The sequence below is a fragment of the Streptomyces sp. NPDC002779 genome, from assembly GCF_042888685.1.
In the GTDB taxonomy this organism is placed as follows: Bacteria; Actinomycetota; Actinomycetes; order Streptomycetales; family Streptomycetaceae; genus Streptomyces.
On sequence record NZ_JBIAQC010000002.1, the window covers coordinates 915,625 to 932,662 of the forward strand.

Sequence of the window (17,038 nt, forward strand, 5' to 3'; positions counted from 1 at the left end):
AGTTGGGTGGAGCGGTCCCTGTCCGGGGTCCGCTCCACCCTCTCTGCGTTCTGAGGGCCACCGGTGATGGACGGTAACGACCAGCGGCCGAGCGCGACCACCGTGATGGTCGTGGACGACGTGGCGGCCAACCGATACGCCATGGGCGCCGTGCTGCGCCGCGCCGGTCACCGGGTGGTGCCGGTGGCGAGCGGCGGCGAAGCGCTCTACGAACTCGAGGCGCGACTGCGGGGCGGGGCCCTGCCCGATGTGGCGCTCGTGGACGTCGGACTGCCGGACATGAGCGGCTTCGAGCTGTGCCGCCAGGTGCGGGCCCGGCCCTCCACGGCGGATCTGCCCGTCGTCCACTTCTCCGCCGCCGCCATTGGCCCGGGCGACCGGTGCATGGGCCTGGACGCGGGCGGCGACGCCTATCTGAGCGTGCCGGCCGAACCCCAGGAGATCCAGGCCGTGGTGCGGGCGGCGGTGCGCGGCGCGCGCCGCCGCGGCGGCTTCGAACTCCTCGCGCACCGGCTGACCCTGCTGTCCGAGGCGATCGTCACCGTGCAGGCCGCCCGCTGCCCGCGGGAGCTGGCCGAAGCGGCCGCCGAGGGCGCAGCCCGGATCACCGGCACCGACGCCGTCGTCTTCGTCCTCGGCCCGAACGGCGAGATGGACTCGGGCACGTCCAGGAGCCGGCTCGCGATGCCGGACGCCACCGCGCACGAGGCGGTGGCCCGGCTCGTCACCCGGATCGCCGAGGGCCGCACCGGAGTGCACAGCACCGTCGTGCCCGCCCCGCTGTGGCCCGCCGGGTTCTTCCGGTCCGGCCGGCAGGACGACGCCCGGCTGGTGCTGGCGTTCACCCAGGAGGGGCGGACACCGGTGTGCGTGGCCACCCCGGCCCGGCACACCCCGCTGGACGACGTGTCGCTGCTCCGGCTCGCCCAGGCCACCGCCTTCGCCGCCGAACCGCTGTTCATGTACCGGGCGGAACGGCACATCGCGCTCACCCTCCAGCGCAGCTTCCTGCCCGCCCCGCGGCGCCTGCCTCCGCTGCCCGGCGTCGACCTCGTCGTGCGGTACGTGCCCGCCACCCGGGAGACCGAGATCGGCGGCGACTTCTACGCCGCCCTGCGCACCCCGGACGGCATTCTCACCGCGGTCGGGGATGTCGTCGGGCACTCGCTGGAGGCGGCCACGGTGATGGTCGAGATCCGGCACGCCCTGCGCGCTTACTGCGTGGAGGACGGCGATCCCCGGGTGCTGGCGGAGCGGCTCGACCGGATGCTCCAGCACTACCACCCCGAGGTCACGGCGACCGTCTGCCTGGTGCTGACCGACCCCGACTCCGGGCGCCTGCGGATCGCCAACGCGGGCCACATCCCGCCGCTGGTCCTGCGCGAGGACGGCGACTCCGAGTACGTGCAGGTGCGCGGCCCGCTCCTCGGCCTCGGCCTCGACCGGCCCGAACCCACCGAGGTGAAGCTGGCCGCCGGCGACCGCCTCCTGATGGTCACCGACGGTCTCATCGAGACCCGCGGAGTCGACCTCGCCGTGTCCATGGACCAGCTCCGCACCGCCGCGAGCGCGGCCCCGGCGGATCTCGCCTCGCTGTGCGACACCCTGCTGGGCTGCTTCGGCCATGAGCGGGAGGACGACATCGCGATGCTGGCGCTGCGGCTAGGGTGAGCGGTGTCGCCGTAGAACAGGAGTGCCCATGCCACAGATCCTCGTCACCCGGACCGGGCGGGACGATGTCGACTGGGAGGGGTTCGCGAGCGCGCTGCACCAACTGGTCGTCGAGAAGGCCGCCGCCCGCCTGGAGGCGTGCAAGACGCAGGTCGTGCGCGGTGAGGACGTGGCGGTCGGCGCCGACACCGAGGGCCACGGCCTGGTGCATGTCTCGATCGGCCTGCTCGCCGGACGCACCGACGAGACGAAGGCGGAACTCACGGAGGCGGTGGTGGACCTGCTGCGCAAGTTCGTCGAGCCGGAGGACGGCTACCGGATGCAGGTCTCCGCCGAGGTCCGCGACCTCGACCCCTCCTACCGCAAGGGCGAGATCTAGGACGCCAGGGTGATGAGCCGGGCGGCCAGGTCGCTGAAGGGGCCGTCGGCCGGCTCGTCCTTCAGGACGCGGCGCAGCAGCGCCGTCATCTCCTCGTCGAAGGCGGCGCTCACGGCGGCCAGCGCGGCGAAGTCGTGCACCAGCTGCACCTCCAGCTCGGCGCGCGGGATGCGCCGGCCGTCCAGCCAGATCAGCGCCGTCGACTCGGCCAGCGAGATCCAGGACCGGACGACCAGTTCCAGCCGCGCGGGCGGGTCCTGCACCCGCAGATGCGACAGGATCTGGACGTACGCGGCCTGCCGTACGGAGTCGATGAGCGCGTTCGTCGTCGACGAGCCGACCGCCGGGCCGCCGCGCATCAGCGCCGAGAAACCGGGGCCGTGCTCGTCGACGAAGTCGAAGTAGCGGCGCATCACGCGCAGCAGCCGCGCCCCCAGCGGACCCTCCTGCGGCTCCACGAACCGGGACGCCAGATCGTCCGAGGCCCGCTGCAACGCGGCCTCGTACAGGCTCAGTTTGCCGGGAAAGTAGTGGTAGACCAGCGGACGGGAGATGCCCGCGGCCGACGCTATCTCGTCGATGGAGACCTCGTCGGGCGAGCGGCGGCTGAACAGGTCGAGGGCGACGCCGATCAGCTGCTGCCGTCGCTCCTCGACGCCCATGCGGCGGCGCACCCCGGTACTCATACGAACACCTTACCGATCGGATTCGGCCCCCGAACGGGCCGCACCGGCCAAGGATGTTCACATGTCCAGCACCAGGCGCTCACCGCGTGCCCTCGACACACAGATGAGCATCGAGTCGTCACGCTCCGCGTCCGTCAGCAGCTCGTCCCGGTGGTCCACCTCGCCCTCCAGCACCCGCTGTTGGCAGGTCCCGCAGAACCCCTGCTCGCAGGAGTACAGGGTGTCCGGCAGCTCGGCCCGCACGGCGGCCAGCACGGACGAGCCGGCCGGGACGGTCAGCACCCGTCCGCTGCGCCGCAGTTCCACCTCGAACGAACCGTCGCCGCCGGCCGGGGCGCGGGGCGCGAACCGCTCCGTACGGACCTGCGGCGCCCGCTCCGCCACCGCCGCCATGAGCCCTTCGGGACCGCAGCAGTAGACGGCGGCCTCCTCGGGCGCTGCCGCGAACAGCCGGTCCAGATCGGGCAGTCCGTCCTCGTCCTCGGCGACCACGGTCACCCGGCCCTGCCCGGCGTCCAGCTTCTCGACCTCCTCCAGGAACGGCATCGAGGCCCGCGTCCGCCCGCCGTACAGCAGCCGCCAGTCGGTGCCCTCGGGCAGCGCCCGCAGCATCGGCAGGATCGGCGTGATCCCGATGCCCCCGGCGACGAAGACGTAACCGGGCGCCGCCACCAGCGGGAAGCGGTTCCGCGGCCCGCGCACCTCCAGCTCGACACCTTCCTGCACCTGTTCGTGCACCTCGCGCGAACCGCCCCGCCCGTCCTCGACCAGCCGGGCGGCGACGGTGTACGAGGAGGTGTCCTCCGGGTCCCCGCACAGCGAGTACTGCCTCACGAGACCCGAGGGCAGCACCAGGTCCAGATGGGCGCCGGGCTCCCACCGGGGCAGGTCGTGCCCCTCCAGACGCAGCTTCACGACCCCGTCGGCGATCGTCTCGTGCGCGGTCACCAGCAGCCGCAAGGCCCGGCTCCGGGGCCGCCCGGAGACCGGCTCGTCCAGCGCCGGCATCGGCCACAGCGGCGAGGCCTCGATACGGCGGCGCAGGGCCCGCCTCGCGAGCAGCGCCGCGCCCGCGACGACCACGACCGTGCTGAGCCTCGGCATCACTTGCTCTCCTTCTCGGGGGCGACGGGGGCGACGGTGGCGGCAGCGGCCACGGCGGCAGGGGAGGACGCCAGATAGGCGACCGCCTGCTCGGTGGAGCCCTCCTGGGAGGGGTGGTACTCCCGGCTCAGATAGCGGGGGATCGAGCGGAGCATGTCCCCGGTGGAGGGCAGCACCCCGCGCCGTCCCCGGACGTAGAAGGCCCGGAAACTCGCCCTGCCGTCCAGCAGGGTCGGGTCGTTGGCCATGAAGAAGCGGGCCCCGCGCTGCCACAGGAACACCAGCGCCGTGAACGCCGTCGCCCACGTCCGCACCCGCCGCCGGTAGCCGCCGTCGACATGCAGGAACAGGTCGAAGGCCACGGACCGGTGCTCGACCTCCTCCGCGCCGTGCCAGCGCAGCAGGTCCAGCATGGTGGGATCGGCGCCCCGGCGGTCCAGTTCCCCGGCGTTGAGCACCCAGTGGCCGAGGAACGCGGTGTAGTGCTCGATGGCCGCGATCAGCGCGACCCGCTCCATCAGCCACCAGCGCCTGGCCCGGCCCGGCGGCAGGGTCCGGTCCCCGAGCAGCTTCTCGAAGAGCCAGTCCACCTGCGCGGTGTACGGCGTCGGATCGAGCCCCTGCTCCTTCAGATGCGGCAGGACCTCGTCATGGGCCTGCGAGTGCATCGCCTCCTGCCCGATGAACCCGATGACGTCCTCGCGCAGCCGCTCGTCCCGGATGTACGGCAGCACCTGCTTGTACACGTGCACGAACCACCGCTCACCCGCGGGCAGCAGCAGGTGCAGCACATTGATGGTGTGCGAGGTGAACGGGTCACCCGGCACCCAGTGCAACGGGGTGCCGTCCCACGAGAAGGACACCTTGCGCGCCTTGAGCGCGGTCCACTCGTCCTCGACGGGCAGGGGCCCCCGGGCCTGCTGGTCAGACCTGGCCTTGTTAGACATGGCGTCAATGTACTGACGGGTAAGTCCGAGGGAAACCCTCCTGCACCGACTTCTTGCCGCCCTCGCGATCTAGCCGAGCGCGTTGATGGCCCGCCCGTCCTTGAGGGTGCCCTTCAGCTCGGCCTGCGCCCCCTGCCGGGTCTTCGCCGCCAGCACCGAGCCCTCGGCGGTCGCGCTCACTCCGCCCGTCGTCCGGATGGACTCCGTGTCCCGGCTGCCCGCCGCCAGCACGTACCAGGCCCCGCCCTGCGACTTCCACAGCACCCCGGCCAGCACATGCGGATCGCGCGGACCGCACGCCGGGACGTTCTCGGCCTTCGCGGCCACCGCCCCGTGGGTGCCGCCCGGCGTACGGAACTGGGCCAGCACGCGTGTGCCGCCGCCCCGCCAGGTCTCGGCGCGAGTGCACGCCCAGTCGGCCGTGCCGCTCGCGTCCGGCAGCGGCTGACTCGCGTACTCCCAGGCGTTCACCGTCCGCACCCCCTGCGCCCGCACCGCCGACAGCGAGCAGGCGTACGGCGCCCAGGTCCGCAGCTCCTCGGCGCCGGAGGCGTCCTTGACCGAGCCCGGGCGGCCGGTGGTCAGCCGGGCCGGGACCAGCTCGCCGAGGTCCGACATCAGGCGGGTGCCGTCGCCGTCGGTCACCTGAAGGACGTTCCAGGAGGTGCAGTTCGACTGCTGGGCGGCCGGGCTGGCCAGCGGTGCGGTCACCCCGTCGGTCAGGGGGAGCGTCATCGCCCCGGAGCCCGGCTTCAGCAGGTCCCGCTCGGCGGCCTTCTTCACCCACGGCGCCATCAGATAGCGGACGTTGACGTCGGCCCGCCCCAGCACCACGGCGTTCGCCTCGGCACCGGTGGCGTTGTCGACCCGCGCGAAGTCCATGGCGGCACCGGCCGTGCCGTCCTTGGGCTCGGCGTAGCGGGCGATGCGCAGTCCGTCGTAGAGGATCACCACGCGTGCGCTGTCCACGGTGCCCGCGTACAGCAGTTGCGGCGGGCCCGCGGGGCCGCCGGAGAAGGTGCCGGGGGTGACGGAGACACTGACCGTCCCGCCGGGGCGGGCCCACACGGCGAGGGCCCGGCGCAGCAGCGCCCGGTCGTCGGTCAGCTCGCCGCGCGCGGGCCAGACGGAGAAGTCGCGGCGGGACGCGGACTGCCAGGCGGCCGGCGGGACCTTCAACAGCCGTTTCGGGTCGAGGGCGGCCTCGGCGGCCGGGTTCCGCGCGTACGAGGGCGCCGCCGCGCCGTCGGGGCCCCAGCCCTCACCGGGCAGCCCGAGCAGCGCCCCGCACACCACCAGCGCGGCACCGGCGACCAGCGCGGCCCGCATGTGCTGCCTGCGCCGCATCAGATCGGTGGGCCGGGCCTGGAGCGAGCAGGGGTCGAACTCGGGGGAGTCCAGCAGCGGATACTCGGCGGGCAGGTCGTCCGCCTCCTCCAGCGCCTCCTCCACGTCCTCGACCCCGGCCGCCGTCAGCAGCTCGCGTACGTCGCCGTCGGGCAGCTTCTCCAGACCGCGCAGGACGTACGCCGCGCGCCCCGGGCCGGTCAGCGCCGAGAGCCGCTGGTCCAGGGCGAGTTCGTCGGCGCCGCCCGAGCGCGGGAAGAGCCGCAGGCCCCACACCTGGGGCAACAGCGGCGGCAGTTGGGACCGCTTCGGCCAGGCCTTGCGGGCCAGCGGCAGGCCCGCCTCCAGCGCCGTCCGCACCACCTGGAGGCGGACGAAGGCGTACCCGGGGTCGCCCGGCCTGCCGGTCGACTGGGCCGGGATCACGGCGGCGGAGGTCCGGCCGCGGGGCAGGGCCCGCTGGGTGAGGGCGTGGGCGGTCAGGACCCGGCGGTTGCGGCCGAGCCCCGGCGGCAGCACCAGATAGGCGAGCCGGACCAGCCGGGGATAGTGCTCGACGAGCGCGGCCTCGGCCTGTTCGACGTCGACGACGGGGCCGGTGGCGGAGGAGGGCGTGGGGCGCGGGGCGACATCCTGTGACTGCACGTCCAGCCAAACGAGCGACCCGTTGGTTGGTCACCGCCGACCGGGTGACCTCAGCCGCCGGGCTCCACCAGGGCCCGCGCGTAGTTCGCCATCGACCGCTGGTAGCGCGGCAGATGGGCCGCGAGCGCGCCCAGCACCAGGGAAAGCCCCTCGCGGTCCCGGCCGAGGCTGGACAGACACAGCGCGAGGGTGGCCCGTACCGCGTCGTCCAACTCGTCCGAAGGTGCGTGCAGTTCGGGCGTCAACAGCGCGACGCCCTCCTCGGCCCGCCCGATGTTCCGCAGCGAGCTGGACAGCTGGATCTTCGCCCGGCGGCCCCGGTAGCCGGTGAGCCCGCGCGCCAGGGCCTCCTGGTACAGCGGCACGGCCCGGTCGGAGTGGCCCGTGGAGTCCCAGGCGCAGGCCCGCTCGAAGGGGCCGAGGGGGCTGTCGTCCGGGAGTTCGGCGACCAGGGCGTCGATCACGGTTCGGAAGTCGTCCGCCTCCTCCTCGGTGCAGTTCTCGAAGCCCGCCCAGGCGGCGGTCACGCGGTCTTCCCAGTCCTGGTCCACCGCAGCACTCTCGCACGCGGGCGGGCACCGGGGCAGCGGTATTTTGAGTGCTCCGCGCGCGGGAGCCGTATCCACCGGGAGGCCCCTGTATGGAGGAACTGATGAAGGTGACCCGACCGATGCTCGCGGCGGTGGCGGTGCTGACGCTCGTGGGGTGCGGCTCCGGCGGTGACGAGGCGGCCGTACCGCAGACGGCGTCCGGCAGCCTGGAGCAACTGGCCGCAGAGGTGAAGTGCGCGCCCGACATACAGACCGACGCCGACGAGATCCGGCAGGCCATCTGCAAGAACCCCGACGGCAGGTTCATCCTCGCCACCTTCGCCACCGACCGCGGCCAGCGCGAGTGGATCAACGGCGCGAAGGACTACGGCGGTCACTACCTGGTCGGCCGCAAGTGGGTGGCCGTGGGCGACGAGACCAGCACCCTGACGTCGCTGCGCGAGACGCTCGGCGGGGACATCGAGGAGGGCACGGACCACTCGGTGCACACCGGCGGCCACTGAGACACGCGAAGGCCGGCGGTGAGGAATCCTCACCGCCGGCCTTCTTCATGGCGTCACCGGCAGCGGTGTCACTGGCAGCGCTGGCCGTTGTTGATGCAGTTGACCATCTTGTTCATCAGCCTCGTGGAGAAGAAGTTGATGAAGTCGTTGTGGTCGGTGATCGGCTTGTGCAACTGCTCCGGGAAGGTGTCCACCGCGTACGGGTTCACCACCTGGCCGTTCTCGATGGTCGGCGGGGGAACGTCGTAGACCAGCCGGACCTGGAGCTGGGGGATCGCCTTGAAGCCGTTGGCGCAGGTGCCGTCGGCCTGGACGAACGCCACATGGGTGCGGTGGTTGGCGCTGTCGATGTTCTGGCCGTCCCAGCAGCTCTGGAAGTTGGTCGTGCGGACCACGTCACTGCCCTCGGGGCAGATCGGGTACTTGTCCTTCAGCTGGACCCGGTTCTCGAAGCCGGTGCAGCTCCAGTTGACGTTGGCGTTGGCGTTGCCGTTGACGAAGGCCTTGGCGTCGCCGGTGATGATGCGCAGCGCCTGCGGCATCGCGACGACCGGACCTCGCTTGTTGCCGACGAACTTCAGCTGGGCCTGGACGGGTTCGAGGATCTTGCCGACGTTGCCCTCGGTGCCGCCACCGGCGTTGTTCTGGTCGAAGTCCTGCGTACCGTCCTGCAGACGCAGCACCGGCCAGAAGTACGACGACCGGTCGCCTTGGTTCTGGCAGGTGGTCTGCGCCCCCGCCAGGTCCTGGTCGCTCGCGAAGGCGTCGTTGTTCTGGTTGCCGACGTAGTCGTGCAGGTGGTGGGCGCCGTTGCTGACACCCGGGGCCACGATCACGTTGTCCGTGTTGTGGTTGTCGTTGCTGTTGGTGCCGCACTTCGTGGTGAAGCTGCCGCGCGAACCGGACCTGCCGTTCGCCTTCAGACCGTTGGCGCCGACCCCCGGCTGGGCGTTGGCCTGCACCTGGGTGATGTCGACGAAGTCGTCCGCGGTCGGGCCGTTGCCGGCCTGTCCGCCGTTGCCCTGGTCCTGGCCGTCACCTTGATCCTGGCCGTCCCCCTCCTGGCCCTGGTCCTGACCGCCGTCGCCGCCCTGGTCCTGGCCGGTCCCGCCGTCGTTGGTCTGCGGCTGATCGGCGGGCGTGCCGGTGCAGCCGGACAGGTTGTCCAGGTCCTCCGAGGCGTTGCCGCCGACGCGGTTGATCTCCAGCTGGATGCGGTCGATGAGGACCTTCCGCCGGTCCTTGAGCGGCTGGAGGATGGCGTTCTGGACGAAGGCGGCGTCCCGGGCCTGGGCGTCACGCGTCGTCGCGAGCCGCTGGTAGGCCTCGGTGATCTGCTGGTCCATCGTGGCCAGTTCGCCGTCGACCTCGCCACGGGCCTGACCCGGCACCTCGGTGAGTTTCTGGCCGACGTCCGGGCAGTCGATGGTGGCGATCTGCGCGCCGGCGGACCTCGTCCGGTTCTGGTCCGGGCCCGACTCGTGCGCGGATGCGTAGAAGTTCGCCCAGATCAGCCCGCCCCCACCGAGCGCTAGGGCCGCCGATGCGGCAATGGCCTTGGTGGCCAGCGGCGTACGGCGTTTTCGTGTGTTGCGTCCCATGGAACTCCTCTGACTTCCTTGCGGGGCAGCGAGGCGCCCGACAGGAGTGAAGCGGCTCCCTTCCATACGGACGCAGTCCCACGGGTGTTCAGCAGTCCCACGAATTTCACCGCAACTGCCCTTCGGCGCTTGTCATTTCACCGCCCTTGGTCCAGATAGGCGAGAACCGCCAGGACGCGGCGATTGTCGTCGTCCGACACCTCCAGATCCAGTTTGGCGAAGATGTTGGAGGTGTGTTTGGCGATGGCCCGTTCCGTGACGACGAGCTGGCCCGCGATGGCCGCGTTGGTCCGTCCCTGCGCCATCAGCTCCAGCACCTCCCGCTCGCGCGGGGTGAGCCGGTCCAGCGGCCGCCGGTCCTCCGCCGCCCGCCGGGTCAGCAGCTGCTGGATCACCTGCGGGTCCATCGCGGTCCCGCCGGCCGCGACCCGCCGTACGGCGTCCGTGAACTGCTCCGCGTCGAACACCCGGTCCTTGAGGAGATAACCGACCCCGCCGTCGCCGTCGGCGAGCAGTTCACGGGCGTAGAGCTGCTCCACGTGCTGGGAGAGCACCAGCACCGGGAGGCCGGGCCGGTCCCGGCGGGCCTGCAGCGCGCACTGGAGGCCCTCGTCGGTGTGCGTGGGCGGGAGCCGCACGTCCACCACGGCGACGTCCGGCTTCAGTTCGGCCAGCGCCCGCTGCAGCTCCGGTCCGCTCTCGACGGCCGCCGCGATCTCGAAGCCGTGTGCCTGGAGGAGCCGGACGAGTCCGTCGCGCAGCAGGAACAGGTCTTCGGCTAGGACAACGCGCAAGGGAGCTCCATAGTGACCAGGGTGGGACCGCCCGCGGGGCTGCTGACGGCCAGGACGCCGTCGAATGTACCCAGTCGGCGCTCCACCCCGGCCAGCCCCGAACCGGCGCCGATCACCGCGCCGCCCTTGCCGTTGTCGGTGACCGTGGCCCGCAGCATGCCCTCGCCGTGATGCAGGTCGATCCAGATCCGGTCGGCGCCGGAGTGCTTGACCGCGTTGGTGAGGACCTCGCTGACGGCGAAGTACACGGCCGACTCCACCGGCGCCGGTGCCCGCCCCGGCAGCTCCACCGTCACCTCGGTGGCCACCGGCAGCCGCAGCGCCAACGCCCGTACGGCGTCGCCCAGTCCGCGTTCGGCGAGGACCGGCGGATGGATGCCGCGCACCAGGTCGCGCAGTTCGGCGAGCGCGTCGACGGAGGACTTGCGGGCCTGCGCGAGGAGCTGCCTGGCCTGCTCGGGGTCCTTGTCGAGGAGCATGTCGACGGTGCTGAGGTCCATGCCCATCGCCACCAGCCGGGCCTGCGCCCCGTCGTGCAGGTCGCGTTCGATGCGGCGCAGTTCGGCGGCGGAGGTGTCGACGGCGTCCCGCCGGGTCTCGGTCAGCACGCGCACCCGCTCGGCGAGCCGGCCCTGGTTGGAGGCGAGAACCGCCCGGGTGAGCGTGAAGTGGGTGTGCAGCAGCCGGGTGGTGTAGAAGTGCGCGAGCACCAGGAACCCGGCGGCCAGCACGGCCGCGCCGAACGCTGACGCCTGCCCGGTGATCGGCACGAATCCGTACCAGTACCCGTCGGGGAAGATCCGCCACAGCCCCAGCGCCAGCGCGAATCCCTCCAGCGGGTACAGCACGAGCACCGCCGGGAGCAGCGCGGTGACGAAGCCGACCGTCATGTCGAACGGCAGCCACCGCAGATCCCGCCAGGTCGCCGGGTCCCGGAGCATGGCGAAGGTGCGGGTCCAGGGGTTGGCGTCCGGCGGTATCGGCCGGTACGCCGGGGGGATCCGCACCCCGCCCCACCGGGCCGCGACGAGCCGCCGCCAGTCGGCGAACGCCCGCACCCCCGTGAGCACCCACGGCGTGGTGACGATCCCGACGCCGATGGGGATCAGCGCGATGGACACCAGGGAGAGCGTGAAGCAGAGCACCGCCCCCGGCAGCAGCACCAGCGCCAGCCCCAGTCCCCGTACCGCCGCGAGCATCATGCCGCGGGCCCTGCTGTGCGTCTCTGTGGTGGTCATGGCGCAAGTCTGGACCAGCCCGGGGGCCGGGTCACGGGGCCGGGCCCCCGCTCAGGGGGTGTCGCCAGGTACACCACCGGGACCATCCAGCGACGCCAGCACCTTCGCCTCCACCTCCGGGTCGAGCCCCTTCGTCGAGCGGTCCGCGCGCATCGGCGCCGTCCCGCCGAGGCTCCGCAGCCAGCTCCAGGTGTCGGCGACGGTCTCCTCGACGGGACGGCAGCGCAGCCCCGTCGCCACGGCCCGGGAGACGTCGGCGCCGTGCAGCGCGGCATGCAGATCGCTGTTCGGCGGCACCCACACCGGCAACTGGACCCACGGCTCGATCCCGGCCTCCAGGATCATCTCCGGCCCGGCCCAGCGCAGTTCGGCCGTACCGCCGGTGACCGCCGCGCACGCGTCGAGCAGCGCGCCCATCGTGGCGTGTCCGGAGGGGCCGATCAGGTTGTACGGGCCGCTCAGCCCTTGCTCCGCGGCGCCGAGGAGCCAGTCGGCGAGGTCACGGGCGTCGATGTACTGGATCGGCAGCTCCCGCGGCCCCGGCGCCAGCACCGGTCCGCCGCGCGCCGTACGGTTCAGCCACCAGGGCAGTCGGCCGACGTTCTCGTACGGGCCGATGATCAGCCCGGCCCGCGCCAGCACCGCGCGGTCGGGGCCGAAGGCGTCCAGCACCGCCAGCTCGCCGCCCCGCTTGTCCTCGGCGTACGCGGTCTGCCCGGCGTCGGGGGAGGCGCCGCTCACCGTCGGCGCGGCCTCGGTGTAACCGGCGGGCGGAGCCCAGTCGTACACCGAGCAGCTGGACACGTACAGGTACCGCCCGACGCGGTCCCGCAGCAGCTGTGCGGCGTCCCGCACCGCGCTCGGCGCCGCCGACCAGGTGTCGACGACGACATCCCACTCGCCCTCCTCCAGCGCGGCGAGCCCGCCCGGGGCGGTGCGGTCGCCGTGCAGCGCCCTGACCCCTGCCGGGGCCTCGTGCCGCCCCCGGTGGAAGACGGTCACCTCCCAGTCCCGGCCGAGCGCCGCCTCGACCACGGCCCGCCCCACGAACTCCGTACCACCCAGCACCAGAAGTCTCATGGGGTGACTCTGCCCGGCCCGGGCGCGCAGGGGAACAGGCGTCTGCCGTCAGCAGAGCGCCGCCGCCCGGCATGCGGAAGGGGCGCCCGCCATGACGGCGGGCGCCCCTTGCCGGGCAGTGCCGGATCAGACCTGGCCGGCCTTCTCCAGGGCGGCGCAGCAGGTGTCGACGATCAGCCGGGTCACCACGTACGGGTCGACGTTGGCGTTCGGGCGGCGGTCCTCGATGTAGCCCTTGCCGTCCTTCTCGACCTGCCACGGGATACGGACCGAGGCACCGCGGTTGGAGACGCCGTAGGAGTACTCGTTCCACGGGGCGGTCTCGTGCAGACCGGTCAGGCGGTCGTCGATGCCGGCGCCGTAGTTCTTGACGTGGTCGAGCGGCTTGGAGCCCTCACCGAGCGACTCGCACGCGGTGATGATCGCGTCGTAGCCCTCGCGCATCGCCTTGGTGGAGAAGTTGGTGTGCGCGCCGGCGCCGTTCCAGTCACCCTTGACCGGCTTGGGGTCGAGGGTCGCGGCGATGCCGAAGTCCTCGGCCGTGCGGTAGAGCAGCCAGCGGGCCACCCACATCTGGTCGGAGACCTCCAGCGGGGCGAGCGGGCCGACCTGGAACTCCCACTGGCCGGGCATGACCTCGGCGTTGATGCCGGAGATGCCCAGACCCGCCTTCAGGCAGTTGTCCAGGTGGGCCTCGACGACGTCACGGCCGAAGATCTCGTCGGCGCCGACGCCGCAGTAGTAGCCGCCCTGCGGGGCCGGGAAGCCGCCCTTGGGGAAGCCGAGCGGGTAGCCGTCCTTGAAGAACGTGTACTCCTGCTCGATGCCGAAGATCGGCTCCTGGGCGGCGAACTTCTCGGCGACCTCGGTCAGCGCGGCACGGGTGTTCGTGGCGTGCGGGGTCATGTCGATGTTCAGGACCTCGCACAGGACCAGGATGTCGTCGCCGCCGCGGATCGGGTCCGGGCAGGAGAAGACCGGCTTGAGCACGCAGTCCGAGGCGTGGCCCTCGGCCTGGTTGGTGGAAGACCCGTCGAAGCCCCAGATCGGCAGCTCGGCACCCTTCGCGTCGTCGCCAATGATCTTGGTCTTCGAACGCAGCTTGGCCGTCGGCTCGGTGCCGTCGATCCAGATGTACTCAGCCTTGAAGCTCACGGGCCACATCCTTCGGGGTGGGTCTCTAGGCGCACTTGCGGGTGCTGCGGCGCTGCGGCACTGGGGCGCCGCGTTGATGCCCGCGAGCCTGTCAACAGGCGATTTCCCGGTCATTGCTCCCATGTGAACCCCGTGTTACCTGGTGGTGCTGTGGTGCGTCTCACGCTGTGAGCCGTACCCGCGGCGACGAGGGGCATGGCGAGGCGACCGGCTGCCCCCCGAGGTACAGCCGGTCGCCGCTCCGCCTCAGCAGGTCAGGAGCTCACCCGACCTTCTCGATCACGGCCCGGCGGATCAGGAACTTGCCGGGCTCGCGGACCTGCTCGAAGGCCGCGTTGTTCAGCAGGACACAGGAGCCGGAGACCGAGGTGACCTCCACCGTCGTGGACTTGTCGTTGTCCAGGTTGGTGACCTTCAGCTTGGTGCCGGCCGGGAACTGGCTGCTGGACGCGGCCGGGGCGCCGCCCTCCCCGGAGAGGGTGACGGTGGAGCCGTTGCAGACCTGCTGCCCGGCTTCCGCCGGTGGCTGCGAGGGCTGGGCCTGCTCCGCCGGCGGCTGCGGCTGCGACTGGGCGGGCGGCGCGGCGGGCGGCGCGGCCTGGGAGCCCTGAGCCGACTCCCCGACGACGCACCCGGACGCCTCCTGCTGGACCTTGATCTGCGCGACGACCGCCTCGCGGTTGGTGATCCGGGCCGCCGACTGGGCGTCGGGCTCGGCCCGCTGTTCCTCGATGAACCGCAGATTGTTGCCGAGGGCGGTGGCGAGTCCCTGGCAGACACTCGACTCCGCGGCGGTCTTCGGCGGGGCGGCGTTGGAGGTGCTCGCCATGACGAAGGCACCGCCGCCCGCCACCGTCGTGGCGCTGACGAGCAGCGCCACCTTCTTCTTCGTGCTGAGGGTTCTCCTGCGTGACATACGCGCCTCCTGGGAGGTGGGGAGCTGTATGCCGCTAGGTACGAGATACCGAACGAAGTTGCTCAGGGGTTGCGGGAGTGATCGAAGTGACCTGTGCCACAAGGGAGTTGTCCACTTCCGCTGATTCACTCCCGCTGGGTCACTCCGGGGGTGCGGCGTCCTCGTAGGCCACCACGTCGTCGTTCACGTACTGGAGCAGCCCCTGGGTCTGACGGGTGAGCTCCTCCTGGCGGGTCTCGGAGCCGTCGCCCCACTGCCCGTTGGCGAACACCACGGACCGTACGGTCATCAGCCGCTCGAAGAGCCCCGGCGACCCCGGCGGCACGGTCGGCAGCCCCGCCTCCGGCGCCGGGTCCAGCGAGACGACCTGGTAAGTCACCGGGTCCATGGAGGCCATCATGAACACCCGCGAGGCGTCCTCGGGGCGCTCGAAGCTCAGCACCGAGACCGTCACCTGCGAGCGCCGGTCCGCGTCCGTGAACAGGGCCGCGGTCATCCGAGCGCACGGCCCGCCCTGCTCGATCAGCTCCGCCAGCGCCTGCGACATCCCGCGCGCGCAGTCGGTGGTGGTGGCGCGGTCGACTCGCTCGAAGGTGGAGCCGTCCTCCAGCGTGACCGTCTCGCGCGGGAACGCCTGGTCGGCGCTGATGATCGGGCGCTCCAGCAGCGAGGGCAGCGCGCTCGGGACGCCGGAGGGCGTGCCGGCGTCGACGCGGGGGACACCCTCGGTGTCGGACGGCTCGGCGGCGGCGCTCGGTGTCGTGTCCGCGGCCACCGCCGGGTCCTCTCCGTCGCCGCCCACGAGCAGCAGGGCTCCGGCCATGACGGCCCCGACCAGCACTCCGCCCGCGACCCCGGCCGCGGTCCGGCGCAGGCGCCGCCGGCGTATCAGCTCCTGCTCGGCGACCCAGGCGGCGTGCGGGTCAGGGGGGCCGGGGTACACGTACGGGCCGCCGGGATGACCGTACGGCGTTCCGTGCTCGGGGGACGTCATGGCGGCGGAGGGTAACAGGGCGCCCGGCCGCCGTTCACGCCGAGCGACAAACCCTCAACAACCGTGCGCCCGCGTCACTTTCGGGACAGTGCGTCCCGTACGGCCTCCTCGGTGCGGGCCACGACCGCGGTGCCGTCGTCGGCGGTGATGAGCGGGCGCTGGATGAGCTTCGGGTGCTCGGCGAGCGCCTTGACCCACCGGTCGCGGGAAGCCTCGTCCCGCGTCCACTCCTTCAGCCCGAGCTCCTTGGCCGCGGCTTCCTGGGTGCGGGTGATGTCCCACGGTTCGAGGCCGAGCCGGTCGAGTACGGCGCGGATCTCGTCCTCGCTCGGGACGTCCTCCAGATAGCGGCGGACGGTGTAGTCGGCGCCCTCGGCGTCCAGCACGGTGAGGGCGCTGCGGCACTTGGAACAGGCGGGGTTGATCCAGATCTCCATGAGGGCAACGGTAAGCGGATGGGGGCGCAAGTCACCTCTGTTCGATTTCCTGTGGCCCCAGGAGCCCCTCCCGGATCCGCTGTGGCAGACCGCCAATTCCCTTTCTCACCAGGGCATTTGATGGCGGAGGCGTTCTGCTGATTGTCAGTGGTGGGCGGTAGACTGGAAGCAGTGTTCGAGGGTGTCGCCGGAGCGTCCGGACGGACGGCGCCCTGACCGCGACAGGAGGATGCCTGTGCCCGCTGCCGCACTGAAGCCGAAGCCGACCCAGTCCACCGCGAAGCGCCCGGTCCTGCTGGACCTGCCGTACGTCCCGCTGGAGAAGCGCCCGCTGCCCGCGGGCCGCCCCCGCGAGTGGTACGTCACCCACAACCGCCGCCTCAAGGCCATGCGCCTCGCCATAGCCCTGCTCGACTCGGGCGTCTACGTCCCGAACCAGGCCCGCAACGAGACGATCCGCGACACCGCGGAGCAGATCGGCATCCATCCCCCGTCGGACACGACGTGCCACATGGTGCGGGCGTTCATGCGCTACAACCGCTGAGCCCCATGCCGGGCGCCTTGCCTCCGCGAGGCACCCGGCACCCCGCAGGTGAGGGCAAGCGAATCCACCTTCACCCGCACCCCGGCCCGCACTCCGTGGACGGCGACCGCCCCCTGTCTCCCTTCGCCTCGCCAACTCCCGCTCCAGCGGAGCCCGGATTCACCGCACTCCAGGCGTACCGGCAGCCAGCCCGACCCGGGCCCTCGACCCGCAACTCCCGTTCGAGCGCCGTCGGGAGTCACCCCCACCCGCACCTCAGCCCCCACTCTGGGCCAGCCCCCACGCACCCCGGCCCGCACTCCGCGGACGGCGACCGCCCCGGCCCTCACCCCGTCAGCTCCCGCTCAAGCGGACCCCGACCCACCCGCGCCCGCGCTCCAGGCCGTGCCAGCAGCCAGCCCGACCCAGGTCCTCGACCCGCAACTCCCGTTCCAGCGCCGTCGGGA

Annotated in this window: 17 protein-coding genes; 4 read left to right on the forward strand and 13 right to left on the reverse strand. The window is 72.1% G+C overall.

Going from position 1 to position 17,038, the window contains the following annotated elements; translation table 11 throughout:
* Window positions 1-66 precede the first annotated feature (66 nt).
* Window positions 67-1,671 carry a SpoIIE family protein phosphatase gene (locus ACFYW5_RS09740; protein WP_389416398.1) on the forward strand — a complete coding sequence of 535 codons (1,605 nt, stop codon included), beginning with the start codon at window positions 67-69 and terminating at the stop codon, window positions 1,669-1,671.
* Between the two features lie 28 nt (window positions 1,672-1,699).
* Window positions 1,700-2,050, forward strand: coding sequence for a 5-carboxymethyl-2-hydroxymuconate Delta-isomerase (locus ACFYW5_RS09745; RefSeq protein WP_389416399.1), 351 nt, complete (start codon window positions 1,700-1,702; stop codon window positions 2,048-2,050).
* Here the strand turns inward: ACFYW5_RS09745 and ACFYW5_RS09750 are convergent.
* The 5 genes from ACFYW5_RS09750 to ACFYW5_RS09770 all read right to left on the reverse strand — a co-directional run bounded on the left by ACFYW5_RS09750 (window position 2,047) and on the right by ACFYW5_RS09770 (window position 7,330).
* Complete coding sequence (locus tag ACFYW5_RS09750) at window positions 2,047-2,736, reverse strand: TetR/AcrR family transcriptional regulator (protein WP_389416400.1); 690 nt, start codon at window positions 2,734-2,736, stop codon at window positions 2,047-2,049. The two genes, ACFYW5_RS09745 and ACFYW5_RS09750, sit on opposite strands and share 4 nt — an antisense overlap.
* A gap of 57 nt (window positions 2,737-2,793) precedes the next feature.
* Window positions 2,794-3,840, reverse strand: a complete 1,047-nt coding sequence (locus ACFYW5_RS09755) for a PDR/VanB family oxidoreductase (RefSeq protein WP_389416401.1) — start codon at window positions 3,838-3,840, stop codon at window positions 2,794-2,796.
* Window positions 3,840-4,787, reverse strand: a complete 948-nt coding sequence (locus ACFYW5_RS09760) for a metal-dependent hydrolase (protein ID WP_389416402.1) — start codon at window positions 4,785-4,787, stop codon at window positions 3,840-3,842. Before ACFYW5_RS09760 ends, ACFYW5_RS09755 begins: the two co-directional genes overlap by 1 nt.
* Before the next feature lie 69 nt (window positions 4,788-4,856).
* Window positions 4,857-6,779 carry a hypothetical protein gene (locus ACFYW5_RS09765; protein WP_389416403.1) on the reverse strand — a complete coding sequence of 641 codons (1,923 nt, stop codon included), beginning with the start codon at window positions 6,777-6,779 and terminating at the stop codon, window positions 4,857-4,859.
* A 50-nt stretch (window positions 6,780-6,829) separates the two neighbouring features.
* Window positions 6,830-7,330 (reverse strand): tetratricopeptide repeat protein, encoded by a 501-nt coding sequence (locus ACFYW5_RS09770; RefSeq protein WP_389416404.1) that lies wholly within the window; start codon window positions 7,328-7,330, stop codon window positions 6,830-6,832.
* Window positions 7,331-7,431: 101 nt separating this feature from the next.
* Here ACFYW5_RS09770 and ACFYW5_RS09775 point away from each other — a divergent pair, with 101 nt between their 5' ends.
* Window positions 7,432-7,833 carry a hypothetical protein gene (locus ACFYW5_RS09775; RefSeq protein WP_389416405.1) on the forward strand — a complete coding sequence of 134 codons (402 nt, stop codon included), beginning with the start codon at window positions 7,432-7,434 and terminating at the stop codon, window positions 7,831-7,833.
* A gap of 68 nt (window positions 7,834-7,901) precedes the next feature.
* On the opposite strand, the gene ACFYW5_RS09780 is transcribed toward ACFYW5_RS09775, so the two are convergent.
* The 8 genes from ACFYW5_RS09780 to ACFYW5_RS09815 all read right to left on the reverse strand — a co-directional run bounded on the left by ACFYW5_RS09780 (window position 7,902) and on the right by ACFYW5_RS09815 (window position 16,048).
* Window positions 7,902-9,434, reverse strand: a complete 1,533-nt coding sequence (locus ACFYW5_RS09780; protein ID WP_389416406.1) for a DUF1996 domain-containing protein — start codon at window positions 9,432-9,434, stop codon at window positions 7,902-7,904.
* A 137-nt stretch (window positions 9,435-9,571) separates the two neighbouring features.
* The gene (locus tag ACFYW5_RS09785) at window positions 9,572-10,228 is read right to left on the reverse strand and encodes a LuxR C-terminal-related transcriptional regulator (protein ID WP_389416407.1); all 657 of its coding nucleotides are present in this window, start codon (window positions 10,226-10,228) and stop codon (window positions 9,572-9,574) included.
* Entirely contained in the window at window positions 10,213-11,466 is a 1,254-nt protein-coding gene (locus tag ACFYW5_RS09790; RefSeq protein WP_389416408.1) for a sensor histidine kinase, read from the reverse strand. The genes ACFYW5_RS09785 and ACFYW5_RS09790 overlap by 16 nt, the downstream gene beginning before the upstream one ends.
* Window positions 11,467-11,517: 51 nt before the next feature.
* The gene (locus tag ACFYW5_RS09795; protein WP_389416409.1) at window positions 11,518-12,546 is read right to left on the reverse strand and encodes an NAD-dependent epimerase/dehydratase family protein; all 1,029 of its coding nucleotides are present in this window, start codon (window positions 12,544-12,546) and stop codon (window positions 11,518-11,520) included.
* Between the two features lie 126 nt (window positions 12,547-12,672).
* Window positions 12,673-13,701, reverse strand: coding sequence for a glutamine synthetase (gene glnII / locus ACFYW5_RS09800; RefSeq protein WP_389416410.1), 1,029 nt, complete (start codon window positions 13,699-13,701; stop codon window positions 12,673-12,675).
* Window positions 13,702-13,963: 262 nt separating this feature from the next.
* On the reverse strand, window positions 13,964-14,617 hold the full coding sequence (locus ACFYW5_RS09805; protein ID WP_389416411.1) for a hypothetical protein: 654 nt from the start codon (window positions 14,615-14,617) through the stop codon (window positions 13,964-13,966).
* Window positions 14,618-14,756: 139 nt separating this feature from the next.
* Window positions 14,757-15,611: a hypothetical protein gene (locus ACFYW5_RS09810; protein ID WP_389416412.1), complete on the reverse strand. Its 855-nt coding sequence runs from the start codon at window positions 15,609-15,611 to the stop codon at window positions 14,757-14,759.
* A 74-nt stretch (window positions 15,612-15,685) separates the two neighbouring features.
* Window positions 15,686-16,048, reverse strand: coding sequence for an arsenate reductase family protein (locus tag ACFYW5_RS09815; protein ID WP_389416413.1), 363 nt, complete (start codon window positions 16,046-16,048; stop codon window positions 15,686-15,688).
* Window positions 16,049-16,283: 235 nt separating this feature from the next.
* Here ACFYW5_RS09815 and ACFYW5_RS09820 point away from each other — a divergent pair, with 235 nt between their 5' ends.
* Window positions 16,284-16,592, forward strand: coding sequence for a hypothetical protein (locus tag ACFYW5_RS09820; RefSeq protein WP_389416414.1), 309 nt, complete (start codon window positions 16,284-16,286; stop codon window positions 16,590-16,592).
* Window positions 16,593-17,038: the final 446 nt, after the last annotated feature.

Excerpts from the sequence above, each read along its gene's own strand:
- ACFYW5_RS09795 (WP_389416409.1), bottom strand. The coding sequence starts at position 12,546 with ATGAGACTTCTGGTGCTGGGTGGTACGGAGTTCGTGGGGCGGGCCGTG.
- ACFYW5_RS09790 (WP_389416408.1), bottom strand. The coding sequence starts at position 11,466 with ATGACCACCACAGAGACGCACAGCAGGGCCCGCGGCATGATGCTCGCG.
- ACFYW5_RS09760 (WP_389416402.1), bottom strand. The coding sequence starts at position 4,787 with ATGTCTAACAAGGCCAGGTCTGACCAGCAGGCCCGGGGGCCCCTGCCC.
- ACFYW5_RS09780 (WP_389416406.1), bottom strand. The coding sequence starts at position 9,434 with ATGGGACGCAACACACGAAAACGCCGTACGCCGCTGGCCACCAAGGCC.
- ACFYW5_RS09755 (WP_389416401.1), bottom strand. The coding sequence starts at position 3,840 with ATGCCGAGGCTCAGCACGGTCGTGGTCGTCGCGGGCGCGGCGCTGCTC.
- ACFYW5_RS09745 (WP_389416399.1), top strand. The coding sequence starts at position 1,700 with ATGCCACAGATCCTCGTCACCCGGACCGGGCGGGACGATGTCGACTGG.
- ACFYW5_RS09810 (WP_389416412.1), bottom strand. The coding sequence starts at position 15,611 with ATGACGTCCCCCGAGCACGGAACGCCGTACGGTCATCCCGGCGGCCCG.
- ACFYW5_RS09805 (WP_389416411.1), bottom strand. The coding sequence starts at position 14,617 with ATGTCACGCAGGAGAACCCTCAGCACGAAGAAGAAGGTGGCGCTGCTC.
- ACFYW5_RS09775 (WP_389416405.1), top strand. The coding sequence starts at position 7,432 with ATGAAGGTGACCCGACCGATGCTCGCGGCGGTGGCGGTGCTGACGCTC.
- ACFYW5_RS09815 (WP_389416413.1), bottom strand. The coding sequence starts at position 16,048 with ATGGAGATCTGGATCAACCCCGCCTGTTCCAAGTGCCGCAGCGCCCTC.
- ACFYW5_RS09740 (WP_389416398.1), top strand. The coding sequence starts at position 67 with ATGGACGGTAACGACCAGCGGCCGAGCGCGACCACCGTGATGGTCGTG.
- ACFYW5_RS09750 (WP_389416400.1), bottom strand. The coding sequence starts at position 2,736 with ATGAGTACCGGGGTGCGCCGCCGCATGGGCGTCGAGGAGCGACGGCAG.